At 44.7% G+C, this 12,556-nt stretch carries 16 protein-coding genes; 6 read left to right on the plus strand and 10 right to left on the minus strand.

All coding sequences use genetic code 11. The features are described 5' to 3' along the window. Window positions 1-2: 2 nt before the first annotated feature. Both FFL34_RS05305 and FFL34_RS05310 read right to left on the minus strand, forming a co-directional pair. Window positions 3-425 carry a hypothetical protein gene (locus FFL34_RS05305; protein WP_138602145.1) on the minus strand — a complete coding sequence of 141 codons (423 nt, stop codon included), beginning with the start codon at window positions 423-425 and terminating at the stop codon, window positions 3-5. Beyond that, the gene (locus tag FFL34_RS05310; RefSeq protein WP_138602146.1) at window positions 422-841 is read right to left on the minus strand and encodes a type II secretion system protein; all 420 of its coding nucleotides are present in this window, start codon (window positions 839-841) and stop codon (window positions 422-424) included. Before FFL34_RS05310 ends, FFL34_RS05305 begins: the two co-directional genes overlap by 4 nt. A gap of 110 nt (window positions 842-951) precedes the next feature. Here FFL34_RS05310 and FFL34_RS05315 point away from each other — a divergent pair, with 110 nt between their 5' ends. From FFL34_RS05315 to FFL34_RS05330, 4 genes are all read left to right on the plus strand, one after another. After that, entirely contained in the window at window positions 952-2,313 is a 1,362-nt protein-coding gene (locus FFL34_RS05315; protein ID WP_138602148.1) for a prepilin-type N-terminal cleavage/methylation domain-containing protein, read from the plus strand. Window positions 2,314-2,431: 118 nt separating this feature from the next. After that, complete coding sequence (locus FFL34_RS05320; protein WP_138602150.1) at window positions 2,432-2,659, plus strand: hypothetical protein; 228 nt, start codon at window positions 2,432-2,434, stop codon at window positions 2,657-2,659. Window positions 2,660-2,742: 83 nt separating this feature from the next. Then, window positions 2,743-3,084 carry a DMT family transporter gene (locus FFL34_RS05325; protein ID WP_138602152.1) on the plus strand — a complete coding sequence of 114 codons (342 nt, stop codon included), beginning with the start codon at window positions 2,743-2,745 and terminating at the stop codon, window positions 3,082-3,084. 1 nt (window position 3,085) lies between these two features. Then, window positions 3,086-3,400 (plus strand): DMT family transporter, encoded by a 315-nt coding sequence (locus FFL34_RS05330; protein WP_138602154.1) that lies wholly within the window; start codon window positions 3,086-3,088, stop codon window positions 3,398-3,400. A gap of 120 nt (window positions 3,401-3,520) precedes the next feature. Here the strand turns inward: FFL34_RS05330 and FFL34_RS05335 are convergent, their stop codons facing one another. The 5 genes from FFL34_RS05335 to FFL34_RS05355 form a co-directional block, all read right to left on the minus strand. After that, window positions 3,521-3,712 (minus strand): response regulator transcription factor, encoded by a 192-nt coding sequence (locus FFL34_RS05335; protein ID WP_171046279.1) that lies wholly within the window; start codon window positions 3,710-3,712, stop codon window positions 3,521-3,523. 62 nt (window positions 3,713-3,774) lie between these two features. Next, a complete protein-coding gene (locus FFL34_RS05340) occupies window positions 3,775-4,194 on the minus strand; it encodes a response regulator transcription factor (protein WP_138602158.1) in 420 nt (139 codons plus the stop codon). 102 nt (window positions 4,195-4,296) lie between these two features. Further along, complete coding sequence (locus FFL34_RS05345) at window positions 4,297-4,944, minus strand: response regulator (protein WP_234031551.1); 648 nt, start codon at window positions 4,942-4,944, stop codon at window positions 4,297-4,299. 371 nt (window positions 4,945-5,315) lie between these two features. Beyond that, window positions 5,316-6,992, minus strand: coding sequence for an ABC1 kinase family protein (locus FFL34_RS05350; protein ID WP_234031430.1), 1,677 nt, complete (start codon window positions 6,990-6,992; stop codon window positions 5,316-5,318). Between the two features lie 250 nt (window positions 6,993-7,242). Continuing rightward, window positions 7,243-7,662 carry a cbb3-type cytochrome c oxidase subunit I gene (locus tag FFL34_RS05355; RefSeq protein ID WP_138602162.1) on the minus strand — a complete coding sequence of 140 codons (420 nt, stop codon included), beginning with the start codon at window positions 7,660-7,662 and terminating at the stop codon, window positions 7,243-7,245. Between the two features lie 160 nt (window positions 7,663-7,822). Between FFL34_RS05355 and FFL34_RS05360 the strand changes: the two genes are divergently transcribed. Continuing rightward, window positions 7,823-8,257 (plus strand): MarR family winged helix-turn-helix transcriptional regulator, encoded by a 435-nt coding sequence (locus FFL34_RS05360; protein WP_138602163.1) that lies wholly within the window; start codon window positions 7,823-7,825, stop codon window positions 8,255-8,257. A gap of 263 nt (window positions 8,258-8,520) precedes the next feature. Here FFL34_RS05360 and FFL34_RS05365 read toward each other — a convergent pair whose 3' ends face one another. From FFL34_RS05365 to FFL34_RS05375, 3 genes are all read right to left on the minus strand, one after another. After that, window positions 8,521-9,300, minus strand: coding sequence for a Cof-type HAD-IIB family hydrolase (locus FFL34_RS05365; protein ID WP_138602165.1), 780 nt, complete (start codon window positions 9,298-9,300; stop codon window positions 8,521-8,523). 163 nt (window positions 9,301-9,463) lie between these two features. Next, window positions 9,464-9,673, minus strand: a complete 210-nt coding sequence (locus FFL34_RS05370; protein WP_138602167.1) for a hypothetical protein — start codon at window positions 9,671-9,673, stop codon at window positions 9,464-9,466. A 46-nt stretch (window positions 9,674-9,719) separates the two neighbouring features. Next, window positions 9,720-10,415, minus strand: a complete 696-nt coding sequence (locus FFL34_RS05375) for a copper homeostasis protein CutC (RefSeq protein WP_234031431.1) — start codon at window positions 10,413-10,415, stop codon at window positions 9,720-9,722. Window positions 10,416-10,801: 386 nt separating this feature from the next. Between FFL34_RS05375 and FFL34_RS05380 the strand changes: the two genes are divergently transcribed. Continuing rightward, complete coding sequence (locus FFL34_RS05380; RefSeq protein WP_138602169.1) at window positions 10,802-12,400, plus strand: M20/M25/M40 family metallo-hydrolase; 1,599 nt, start codon at window positions 10,802-10,804, stop codon at window positions 12,398-12,400. The last annotated feature ends 156 nt before the right edge of the window (window positions 12,401-12,556 follow it).

Here is a 12,556-nt window from a genome sequence, read left to right on the forward strand (position 1 = left end):
CCTTATTCCGTCTTCTTTAATGTAATTGTTATGGTTTGATGGACCTCCTCCGTGCGGCCGTGCGCTGTTCCTTCACTGGTAAATGCGATCTTCAGTTTTTCCTCATTGATATTAGCCCGGCTGTCAACTTTAATCGAGAAGGCGCGATCACCGTCAAGTCGATACTTCCTAGGTGCCGCCGGTAGTTTAATAGTCTGTACCTTTTCGACTTTTTGATTTTGAACATGCCCATTCACTAGCTCCTGATAGTAATCGACACCCATCTCCGCCACCAGCCTTGCATCGATATTCTCCTCCATCGTCGCGACTTGTCTGGTCGTATTGGTCACCTGATACAGGAGTGTCAGTACGAACAAAAGGATCAGCGTAATCATCATCAGGGTCAGTACAAGCGCCACCCCGCGTTCATTCATCAGACGCTTCATCCGGACCCACCTGCCTTGATGTAAGTATATGACTCACTTAGCAGCTTGTCGTCTTCAGAGAAAATTTGGATGTTTGTCCGGTACAAATGGACATCCTCTTCCTTGCAAACATTCAGTTCCACTGTATATGGATAGGATGGAAGTGCACTTAAATCGCCCCCCGTGAGCGAGCGCATTCTCCCACAAGCTGGCGCCCCGTCTAGCGGCAGATTTCCGGCATGGTCTTTTACATCGCTAGCTACCTGGCCCAATAAATTGCTTGCGGTCAGATTCTCTTCCGATTGGGATGACCAATTTAAAATTTGTGGAAAAATGGGTAACATCACAGCAATAACCATGGTCAAAAGCACAATCGATGTTATAATTTCAATAAGCGTGAAGCCATTTTTTTCTGAGAAGGGGGCATGTTCAGGCATTGGATTCTCTCCCTGACAAAAAACTTGACGTACATATAGAAGCACATTGACCGGGACTTTTTTCCGTACCGATTTTAGCCCTATTATACCATTGGATCGGACGTGATGATATGTTTACACACAAATTAAACAATGAACAAGGCGTCACCCTCGTCGAACTGCTCGCCGCACTCGCTCTGCTTTCGCTTCTGATTGTGCTGTCGACAGGGCTAATTGTCTCCATTAGCAATAACCAGCAAGCGGCAAACAACGACATCACCCTTCAGCAAAACACCAACGTACTCATCAGCGAGATGCGAAAGGCGTATTACAATGGTTCCGGTGAGGGCGAGCTGCCTTTTCGGACGGATACAGAAAAACTCCGCATTAAAGAGTTGAAAATCAATGGGAACACTAGGAGTGTCGATTCCCCTGTCGAAGTGGATTTTGATCATCCTCTACATATGAAGCTAACCACCGCTTCAAGCGACGACCAGACCGTGACCGTGGAAACGACATGGCGGCCATCGGAAGGGAGAGATATTGTGCTGAAGAAACCGGTGACCAAGCCGGATACAGGGAATTATGATTGGGTGGAGAAAGATGTTCTTCCTTGTTATAGTACGGAAAATATTAAGTTGATGGAGGAGTTTGAAGCGGAAGGCGACGATGACGAGGATGAGGACGACGACGATGAAGACGACGATGACGAGGACGATGAGGAAAATAATTGTAATAGATATGATATTCAAGGTGCGTTGTGGCTTACGGAAGAACTTGACGACGATAAACACTTGCAGTTGGAAGTCGGACTTGATTTGTTTGCAGATGATGAATTTGAGATAGGAAAAAACAGCGTGGTTACTGTAGGAAAAAATGCTGTATTTAAAGATGAAGCTGATTTGGATAAAAATTCACGCCTTGAAATAAACGGAAGTGGTTTTTTTAATGGTACCAACGAGGAAGATAATGAAGTTGAATTAGACAAAAACACTGAACTAATTATCAAGAAAAACGGCCTATTTCAAGGTGAACTGGATGCCGGTAAAAATTCTAAAATTGACATCAATGGAAATGCAAATTTAAAAAGCCTAGTTAATTTAAGTAAGAACTCTGTTTTCATTATTGGTGGAAATGGTGAATTTAACGGCCAAACAGATATAGATAAAAATGCCAAAATAGAAATCACGGGGACTGGTTCATTTAAAAAGCAGTTTGAGATGGATAAGAATGCAATGGTTTTTATCGAAAAGAATTCTTCTTTTAAAGACCAAGTTGATTTAGATAAAAATGCGACCTTGAAAATAAAAGGTGGTGGGACATTTTTTAATCAACTTAACATGGACAAAAATTCATCTTTATTCATTTATGAGAATGCTACCTTTAATGATGTGTATAAAGAAAGTCTTCAAGAACGGGAAGGTAAATTATGTGTTAAAGGATCAATCTCACCTTCAAGCATTATAACTGATAAAAACTGTTTTTTTGATTAAAACAGCTTAGTTAGGTTCATGAGCTGATAGATACTAAGATTTATTGCTAAAGCCGGACAGCTTGTGGTATTGGTGACCTGTTTAGAACAGTTAGACTAGCAAAATGGATGCAGTAAATATGGGTAGGCTGCTCGAGTTTGGGTACGTGTCGCTCGAGTTCGGCCCGCTGTCGCTCGAGTTGCGGTGCGCGTCGCTCGAGTTGCGCGTGCTGTCGCTCGAGTTCGGCCCGCTGTCGCTCGAGTTGCGGTGCGCGTCGCTCGAGTTGCGCGTGCTGTCGCTCGAGTTCGGCCCGCTGTCGCTCGAGTTCGGCCGCATGTTTTGCTCCCTCCCGGAAACCGAAGACTAACAGACAACACAGCATATGTGCTATAATCGTGTGGATGATTTTTAATGGAATTTCTTTTCAAGAAGTCGAAGGAGGGCGTCTGATTGGGTTGGCTTTACGTACTATTTGCAGCTATTGTTGAAGTGTTTTGGGTGATTGGCCTGAAATATTCGGATTCATTGCTGGAATGGATTGGAACAGCTATCGTGATTGTTTTCAGCTTCATTTTTGTCGTTAAGGCTTGTGAAAAGCTTCCGTCTGGTACCGTGTATGCTGTCTTTACCAGATCAGGGGCTGCCGCTATCGTATTGATCGATTTTCTCGCATTTGGAGCCGAATTTTCGATGGCAAAACTGCTGTTTATCGGGTTGATTATCGTTGGTGTGATTGGAATCAAAATAACGACGGATGAAACGCAAGAAACTGCAGAGCAAAGGGGGAATTAGCATGGCGTGGGTATTTTTGGTTATTGCCAGCTTCGGGGAAATTTTCGGTGTGATGAGCATTAACTTCTATCTCCGTCAAAAAAGTATCATCCGGATACTCCCGATAGTGATCTCGTTTGCGGGTGGCTTTCTATTTTTGTCACTGGCCATGCGCGATATTCCGCTTGGGACTGCCTATGCCGTATGGACCGGGCTCGGTGCAGCCGGAGCCGTTCTCATGGGCATTCTATTTTTTAACGAATCCGCTGGTTGGAAACGAATAGCCTTTTTATTGTGCATTATTGCCGGTGCGGTAGGATTGAAGGCGATTGAATAAGAAGGTAGGGGACCTTGTGCTGGGCTTGTACAGTGGGTCGAAATGGTTGCTTGCGTTGGGCCGAGCAATTTCATCTCAAAACATGGTGAAATCATCGCCTATTCCCCCGTCCCCGGCAGGCTAGCTAGGCTGGCGAGGGATGGTTTGAAGATTATCAATGAGCTCTTGGCGGCTGTCGCAATACATCTTCTCATAGACGTGGCTGACATAGACCCGAACGGTGCCTTTTGTAATCATTAGTTTTTCGGCAATTTTCTCATTACCTAATCCACGTCTGAGCCAGTATGCTACTTCGGTTTCTCGCCTCGTCAAATGAAAGCCTCTTTCTTTGAGTTGAATAGAAAATATATCGAAACTAGTTGTTTTTAAAGTCATTAGCCTTTTTTCAAACGGTCTATCAAGTGGTGCGGCATAATATATTGATTGTTCATAGCCGCCTCAATTGCGTTTATGACCTGATTACGGATTTGCACCGTTTTTTCCAGCAGACTGTCAATATCCGCTTCCATCATGCGCAGTAATTCTGATTCTTTCCGGCCATATGAAACGAGAACAATTAGTTTAGCATGGGGGAGTTCCGTTTTTATTTTGTTCACGGCGGATACGGCATCACCTACTTGCAATCCGTCCATATCAAAAAGAACAACATCCGGCTTAAACAGCGGGACAAGCTTTCCGACTGTCTGTATATAGGGGAGTTCGCATACTAGTTTCATCTCCTCTTCTTGTTCAATTGCTTCCCGAATTTCATCTTCTAACCCGGGGTGACTCACACAACAAATGGTTCGCATCATGATTACCGCCTCTGTAACAATTTTTATTATGTTGCTATTTTCCTTTTCCACCAAGCACAATCTATAGCTATTGTTATGTCAGGCGGATAAAATCCTAGTCTCCTACGTTAGTATATGCCGTAAATATTGGACGGTTCCTTTCCGATTTTTGGTGTTCAATTTATGATAAATAGAACTTATGTAATTTTTTACCGTCCCCTCGCCAAGGTACAACTCTTGAGCGATTGTCTTATTCGTATCACCACTTAGTAGCATATTTGCGATGGTTAATTCCCGTTTTGTCAGACTAATTCCTCGATTTTCCAAGCGTTTCCTCAGAATTTGCTCCTTATCGAGCGTCAATTCCCGGACATATGTAACAAGAATCCTTGCTGCCTCGCCCGACAGCACGTACTGACCATTAGCAGCATCCCGTATCGATCGCGTCAGGTTGTCCGGATTCAAATCTTTTAACAAAAACCCATCCGCCCCGACATTGATTCCGCGGATAATCAGTTCGTCATCTGCAAAAGAAGTCAGCATTACTACACTGATTGATGGATAAAGTTCTTTTATGTGAACAGTTGTCTTGATCCCGTCCTTTCCGGGCATGTGAATATCCATCAGAACGACATCTGGTATTTCATTTTCAAGCATCGCAATGGAATCCTCTCCATTATCCGCCATCCCAATCACACGAATGTCATTTGTACCTCTAATTAAAGCTTCCAATCCTTCACGAAATAACCGCTGATCATCTACAAGCATCACCTTTATCAAAGAACCAGCCCCCATCAATCTAAGAAATTACGAGACGTGGGGACAGGTCCTTGTCCCGCTAACCGCTCATCTATGGTAACCATTTCCAAGTTGTGAACTATCCGAAATCCCGTTTACACGATCCTAATCGACTACTATTCATTTTGCACATTATATCAAATGAATTAATGACAATTATCTTAAAATTATCGTTTAAATATATGCCCAGACAAAAGCCCCTATTTTGTCATTATAGCAGGCATGGTCATGTACATGTAACCGCTCCAAAGTCATTAAATAGTCACAAAAAATACCAGAAAGTCATATATGGATCATTTTACAAAACTAGGGCGCTGGACCAGTGAACCTGTCCCCTTGGGCCGCTACATGCGGCCGGAGCGGATGATGGTGATGACCATGAGAATGAACATGAGTGTTGCGATGACGGCGCCGATTTCGATGATAGGAAGTTTCCATATGACCGTGCTTTGGTCGGTGATGGCGGATCCGATAATCAGGCCTGCCATCAGAATGCTGAACGCGAGCATGATAATACTAAACGACAATCGGTTGCTGATTTTATCAAATCGGTCAAGAAACCTTTCCGCTTGTTTCACATTAATATCAAGTCCGACTCTGCCTCGCTGGAGCGTCGACATAACGTCTTTTAAATCTTTAGGCAAACCGGAGAGGATTTCAACGTTTTCCACGATTTCATTCATCGATTTCCGTAAAATCCGACGAGGGCTATACCGTCGTTTCAGTAGCTTTCTCGCATAAGGTTCCGCCGCTTTCATGATGCTGAATTCGGGATCAAGCCTGCCAATCACCCCTTCCAGCGTCAAAATAGTTTTGCTCACCATCGCCATTTCGGATGGGATGTCAATAGCATGATGATACGCCACCTGGAAGATTTCGATAATAACTTTCCCGAGGCTCATGTCCTTAAGCATGAGATTGGCATAACGTTCATGCAGTGCACCTAAATCACGCTGAAACGCATTTATGTCCGTTTTTTCATCAATCAGATCCATTTTGGCAAACGTCCTGATCAGCGCTTGCGTATCACCATTATGTAAGTTATAAATGATGGATGAAATATGATAAGTCATCCCCTCACTTAACCGTCCCACTTCACCGAAATCCAGAAAGGCTATCGTGTTCTTTGGTAAAATATACACATTTCCCGAATGCGGATCAGCATGGAAAAATCCTTCGTCAAGAATCTGCGTCAGCATCGCATCTGACAGCCGTTTTGCCAGCAGCTTCCGATCATAGCCTTCCGCATCAAGTGTCTCAATATCAGAAATCTTAATTCCACTGATAGGTTCCATCGTCAGCACTTTTTGTGTTGTGAAATCCCAATAAATCGCCGGAACGCGAACACCTATCTTATTTTGAAACTGATTGGCGATTCGCTCGCCACTGTGTCCTTCTATCAAATAATCCAGTTCATTACGTAGAGAAAATGATAATTCCTGAATGATTGCCTGAATTCGATATCGTTTCGCCCATTCGGTGCGTTCCTCCAGCAAGTTCCCGATCCTGACCAGTATTTCCATATCTGTTTCCACAATCGGTTTCAAACCGGGGCGCTGAACTTTTATTACCACATCTTCTCCGGTAAAAAGCTTTGCAGCATGCACCTGACCAATCGACGCCGTGGCAAGCGGTTCTGGTTCCACATGAACAAAAAGATGCTCCAGTTCATCGTCCAGCTCCGATTCGATCGTCTGCCGCACATGATCAAAAGGCAGCACCGTCACATGGTCCTGCAGCTTCTCCAGCTCAGTAATGATTTCCCGCGGAAGGACGTCATGCCGTGTGCTGGCAACCTGCCCAAGCTTAATAAATGTTGGCCCAAGATCCTGCAGCGTATAGCGCAATCTCCTTCCAATATTTTGCAGATTTACATTTGCATCCGTGGACTCATCCTTTTTCGATAAATCCCGATCCGTAATACCAATTCGATAAAGAACATAACCAAACCCATAACGAATAAATGTATTAACAATCTCCTGATAACGCTTCGTATGCCTGAATTGCCTCTCAAACAGCACTCAATCAGCTCCCACGGGGACAGGTTCATTGTCCCAGTTATAAATTCGTACTAGTATCTTATTTTAGCATAGTAAATGTCACGCCACCATGCTACCATTTCCTTTTCTGTTGGCTCACACATTTTGCCCGGGCCGCGCGAGTTTCCTGCTTTTCGCGTGAGTTTCGGCCCGAGCCGCGCGAACACGAAAAAGGAGCTCTTATTACAAGCCCCTCTTCACTCCCGATTATTATCCATAACTAGCATCTCAATCAGGATACTTTGTTTTTAGCATTAATCGCATTGGATTCATGTACATGTTTGAATACGTTTACAATAAAGATAACAACAGCGATGGTGACCATGGTTCCGCCGCCAAATACGAGGGTTTTTGTAAGGGCGCCCCAGCCGGGAAACGGACCTGGACGAACTTGAATCATAAACATACTCAAGAGCAAAATCGGCAATCCGATGTTATACAGCCAGAAATGCCATATGCCGAGCTTACTGTTTGCTGCTTTGGGATAAAGTGTATAAACGACCCCTATAATTCCAATGGATGCCCAGCCGGCCAAGTTGATGTGCGCATGTGCTGCTGCCCACTGAAGTTGAATCGTCGATGACATGAACATACCAACAGCAATGCCGAGAATAAAATAAATCACGGCAATTTTAATCCACTTTGCTCCCATTTTTAGCCCCCTATGGTAATTATTACTGAAAATTCCAATACTTTTGATTTATGTAAAATGTACCATATTATGGAGCTTTGGTCAATGTGTTGACTTTAGAAGACGTGACAACCAATAAGAACAAAGCTATAATTGATAAAGAAATGTAAGGGGGGATCCCGTGCGACATAACGACGATGTTATGGCAGATATTGTACTGGACATTGTCCGATTAGCTAACCTACTTGAACGATTAGGCGGTCAATACGCAAAAAACGGAGGACTTTCTAGCGTGTATCAGTATATGCTGCTGGCTATGCTGTCATTCCACGAAAGTCTATCCATGCGGGAGCTTCGGGAAAATACGTTGGTAACGAAACAGGCGATTACGGGGTTAGTGGAGCGAATGAAAAAGACAGGTCACATTGACACATATACCGACCCTAATGACCGAAGAGTAACACGTGTTTATATTACTGCATTGGGGAAACAGACACTGGAAGATATACGTCCGTATCGCAAGGCAGGCAATCGGGAAGCATTTTCCGTTTTGAACGAAGAGGAAATGACACAGCTCGCCACCATCCTACCCAAATTGATTGACCATCTTAAATGAGGAGCAAGGCCTCCTTGATCATCTGACCTTAATTGAGTGTCTGGACGAGCGGGCCAACGTTTTCTATGATGGTCAAGAATGGCTTTCGACCTATTCCGTGGAGTTCATGCAGAAAAAAAGAATGTTGCCAATGCCGGTCTGATTACAACACGAAAAATACGGACTTCCAGTACCCGCTGAAAAATCCGCATCTTAACAAACCGCTATTAGACTAGCAATGATACTCGTGAAAAGCTATGTGTACTAGCACCGACAACGAAACACTAATCCAGCAACCCGACCATGCGCAACCCGTGCCAAAGACCGTCATCATTGACATGCTTGGTAACTGTGCCGGCTGCATTTTTCACAATATCAGGTGCATTGCCCATTGCGACGCTGTTTTTTACCGATTGAAGCATGGCCATGTCGTTCAACCCATCACCAAATGCATATACATCATCAGGCGACATCTGCAAATGCTGAACCAAATGATTAATCCCCGCTGCTTTAGACCCACCGGCAGGAATGACATCTACAGAATAATCATGCCAGCGAATAAACTCCAAATGCCCGAATGTACGCATGTAGTCCGCTTCACTTCCATCCTCGCAAAACAACAGCGCTTGATACACGTCACCAACCCGATAAAATGCAGGATCATACATTACCTTCTGCTCAACCTTCAGCGAACGAATTGCCTTCTGAATATATGGATGGTGCGATGTATTGGAGAACCAATTATCATGCCCGAGATAAATTAACGGATGATTTCCCGCCGTAGCATGATGTTCCAATTCGTCAAGTACAGCAGTGTGTAACGGATTTTTGTATACCACATCATCATGATGGACCACATACTGACCATTGAGGCTGACATACGAATCCACTTCCAGCTCCTGTTGCAGTTTTCTGAACGTGAACGGCGCACGGCCTGTCGCAAAAGCCACAGTATGACCCGCTTGTTGCAGATTTGCAACCGCTAGCTTCGCCGAATCCGGCACCTGCTTCTCTTCATTAAAAAGCGTCCCATCAATATCTAGGCAAATTAACTTTTTTGTCATAACCATCCTCACTTTTACAAAAGTACTGTTTCCTATTTTAGCATATTTGCCAGATTGCGGGGCAGGAAGTTGTTTCGCACGTGAGCTTTGGGAGCGGGGTTGATTCGGTTTAAGTTCGATCAAATCACCGCAAAATTCCGGCCAGGTTTAAGAGGCATGATGTTCATTCCTCATCCTCATCATAATCCTCATAAGATACTCGCCTAGTTGTTTCCGCTGATGGGCGCTTCTGCTGCGTGCTGTCTATACGGCCACTATAGGCATCATCCAGCGGCGTATAGCTATCCCCGCCGGAAACCTTTTTCCCGCGTATCATTTTGAAAAGTGTCAGGAAAACAACAAAAATGATTAAACCTATGAAAATATATGCCATAAACACACCTCCGTTCAAGAAAAAGGATAAAAGGGAATTAGAAATATCAACTAATAACGTCCTTTACTTTTTGCATGATTTCCCGGTCAAAGCCATTGGAAAATTGCCCCTCAATCCGAACAGCTTTCCCGAAATGATACTGCTCGGCAGCTACTTGTTGGTGGACATCTGCAATCGTCGCGGCGCGCAGTCCTCCTCCCGGCATGATGCTTGGTCCGTTCATGCTGCTTGCCAATTGCACTAGCTTCTGAAGTTCGGCAGCTCCTTCAAGACAGTCCTTTTTACCACCGGACGTAAGAATCCGTTTCACATTCGCCGAATAAGCTGTCAAAGTATGGTACCCATCTTTTAATGATGGTACTTCATCAAAAGCCTTATGGAAAGTTATATCAAGCTGTGGGTATCTTTCTGTAAGATCATTCAACAAGGTCTCCTGAACGGTTCCATCGCGATGTAATGCACCAAAAACAATCCGGTTCCCGCCTAATTCCAGTAACGCCTCAATGTCCCCTCGTATAACTTCCATATCATTCTCGGAATAATAAAAATGGAAGCTATGTGGACGAATCATCACTTGAACAGGAATGGATACACTTGCCATCACTTGCTTCATCGTACCATAGCTAGGTGTCAATCCCCCCTCCGCAATAGCGGAAACTAACTCCAGCCGATCGGCACCTAACTCCTCTGCTTGTTTAGCATCCTTAGCATTTTCAACAATCACTTCCAATGTCATATACATCACCAACCTCTTTTAATTAGCGAGACGTGAGGACAGGCTTGGCAGCACCTCAATTTTTCTGTCATAATCTGTTCGTCTCTGTAAGCTATAAGTTTAACATTAGTGAAGATTCCAGTTCAATTTGGATTGTTAAAGTGGCACTCATTCAGGGGCCGGCGCGCAGGAAAATTTACAGACACACAGACAGGAAACATCTCTATAAACGATGGGATAAAGAAAGCTGCGATAGCGATTCAAAAGCGATTTTCTTTTCCAAGAGCGTTGTTATCGGCTAGGTTGTTTATTTCACGTATTTGAATCATCCATGTTTAGAGGTGGGGGTACTGCAGCGCATTCATACGTGATAAACTTAATCTAATTCGTATTACGCGTTGGGAGGAGATCTTATGGAAAACCGCAACTGGTCTACACCCGAGGACTTGGAGAATCTACTTTGTGAGCTGGTAAGCTGGAACAGTGAAACCTTTTCAGAAGGGGAAAAAAGCTTTCCAGAAAAAGCATACCGCAAGTTGCGTACGCTTCATTATTTTCAGGAATACCCTGAGCTGATTAGTCTGCATCAAGCTGACCTGGATCGAGCCTATTTGACCGCACTATACAAAAGTGACGACACCGTGCAAACCGTCGTCTTAATTAGCCATTTTGATACTGTACAGACAGAAGAGTATGGAGAGCTGCAGCCGCTAGCCTTCTATCCGGAGAAATTAACCGAAGCACTGCAAGCATATAAAGGTATTCTTGATTCAGATGCCGTCTGTGATCTAGAATCCGGCGACTACCTGTTCGGGCGAGGTACAATGGATATGAAAATGGGTCTCGCCATGCATATGGCACTTTTGGAAAAAGCGAGCTCCGAACAATGGCCTATCAATCTGCTTTTGGTAACCGTACCTGATGAAGAAGTGAACTCTTCCGGCATGCGCAGCGCTGTCGGGACACTAGCGGATTTACAAAAAACGCATGCACTTGATTACCAATTATTTTTAAATAGCGAGCCATCCTTTACACAAACACCCGGCGATACGAATCACTATATTTACGCCGGGACAATGGGAAAAATCATGCCCGCCGCCCTATTTTATGGAAAGGAATCCCATGTTGGCGAGCCGCTAAAAGGTATGACCGCCAACTATATCGCGTCCTTCTTCACCCAACGGATGGAGTGGAACCCGCGCTTTCAGGAAGAACATCTTGGCGAACGGACACCATTGCCTGTATCTTTACAACAGCGTGATTTGAAACAATATTACTCAACACAAACCCCTGCGAGCGCCCAGGCATTATATAACGTCTTTCTGCTACAACGATCTGCCGGCGACATCATGGACTTGTTCGAACAAATAGCAAACGAGGCCGCCGAAGCCTGCAATACCGCGTATCAGCAAGTCTGCGAGCATGAGCAGGTAGAAGGCCTTGGTGAGGTGCGTGTGTGGCGGTACGAACAGTTGGAAACTTACGCGCGCCAGCATTACGGGGATGCCTATGTGGAAAATATCCGAGCCGAGGTTAGTGCGGATGCGACATTGGATGAGCGCGACAAATCGTTTCAAATTGCCGAGGAGCTCATGATTGGCTGCCAAGAACTCGCCCCGGCAATTGTTCTTTTGTTCGCACCACCTTTTTATCCGGCCGTTAATACATCGGAAGCAACCGTGACAAAGAAAGGAATCCAACTGCTGGAGGACATAGGTAAACAACACGGCATCGACTTAAAAGCAATCCATTATTTTAATGGCATCTGTGATCTCAGCTATGTCAGCTATCAGGGCACAGATGATGGCTGGGTCAGCTATGAAAACAATACACCCGTCTGGGGAACGGATTACCTCATTCCATTTGACAAAATGAAACAGCTGCAAGCCCCCGTGCTGAACGTTGGCCCATTTGGCAAAGACCCGCACCAACTGACTGAACGCCTGCACAAACAAAGTGCATTCCACCATACACCCGCCATGATCGAACAGCTGATTAAAGAGTTGTTTTGATTGGTGTAAAGGGGGCAGGCCGCGCGACTTTCGGCTTGGGTCGCGCGAGTTTCCTGATTTTCGCGCGACTTTCGGCTTGGGCCGCGCGACTGTATTAGAACTGTGGAGGGCTTCAACAAGATTTTTTAGCCACTTTAGCATATGGCACCGGAAGTG

It is taken from the genome of Lentibacillus cibarius (genome assembly GCF_005887555.1).
In the GTDB taxonomy this organism is placed as follows: domain Bacteria; phylum Bacillota; class Bacilli; order Bacillales; family Amphibacillaceae; genus Lentibacillus; species Lentibacillus cibarius.

Coding starts and splice junctions, on each gene's coding strand:
- FFL34_RS05355 (WP_138602162.1), bottom strand. CDS start 7,662: ATGGGAGCAAAGTGGATTAAAATTGCCGTGATTTATTTTATTCTCGGC.
- FFL34_RS05380 (WP_138602169.1), top strand. CDS start 10,802: ATGGAAAACCGCAACTGGTCTACACCCGAGGACTTGGAGAATCTACTT.
- FFL34_RS05340 (WP_138602158.1), bottom strand. CDS start 4,194: ATGATGCGAACCATTTGTTGTGTGAGTCACCCCGGGTTAGAAGATGAA.
- FFL34_RS05310 (WP_138602146.1), bottom strand. CDS start 841: ATGCCTGAACATGCCCCCTTCTCAGAAAAAAATGGCTTCACGCTTATT.
- FFL34_RS05375 (WP_234031431.1), bottom strand. CDS start 10,415: ATGTATATGACATTGGAAGTGATTGTTGAAAATGCTAAGGATGCTAAA.
- FFL34_RS05320 (WP_138602150.1), top strand. CDS start 2,432: ATGGGTAGGCTGCTCGAGTTTGGGTACGTGTCGCTCGAGTTCGGCCCG.
- FFL34_RS05370 (WP_138602167.1), bottom strand. CDS start 9,673: ATGGCATATATTTTCATAGGTTTAATCATTTTTGTTGTTTTCCTGACA.
- FFL34_RS05305 (WP_138602145.1), bottom strand. CDS start 425: ATGAAGCGTCTGATGAATGAACGCGGGGTGGCGCTTGTACTGACCCTG.
- FFL34_RS05315 (WP_138602148.1), top strand. CDS start 952: ATGTTTACACACAAATTAAACAATGAACAAGGCGTCACCCTCGTCGAA.
- FFL34_RS05330 (WP_138602154.1), top strand. CDS start 3,086: ATGGCGTGGGTATTTTTGGTTATTGCCAGCTTCGGGGAAATTTTCGGT.
- FFL34_RS05365 (WP_138602165.1), bottom strand. CDS start 9,300: ATGACAAAAAAGTTAATTTGCCTAGATATTGATGGGACGCTTTTTAAT.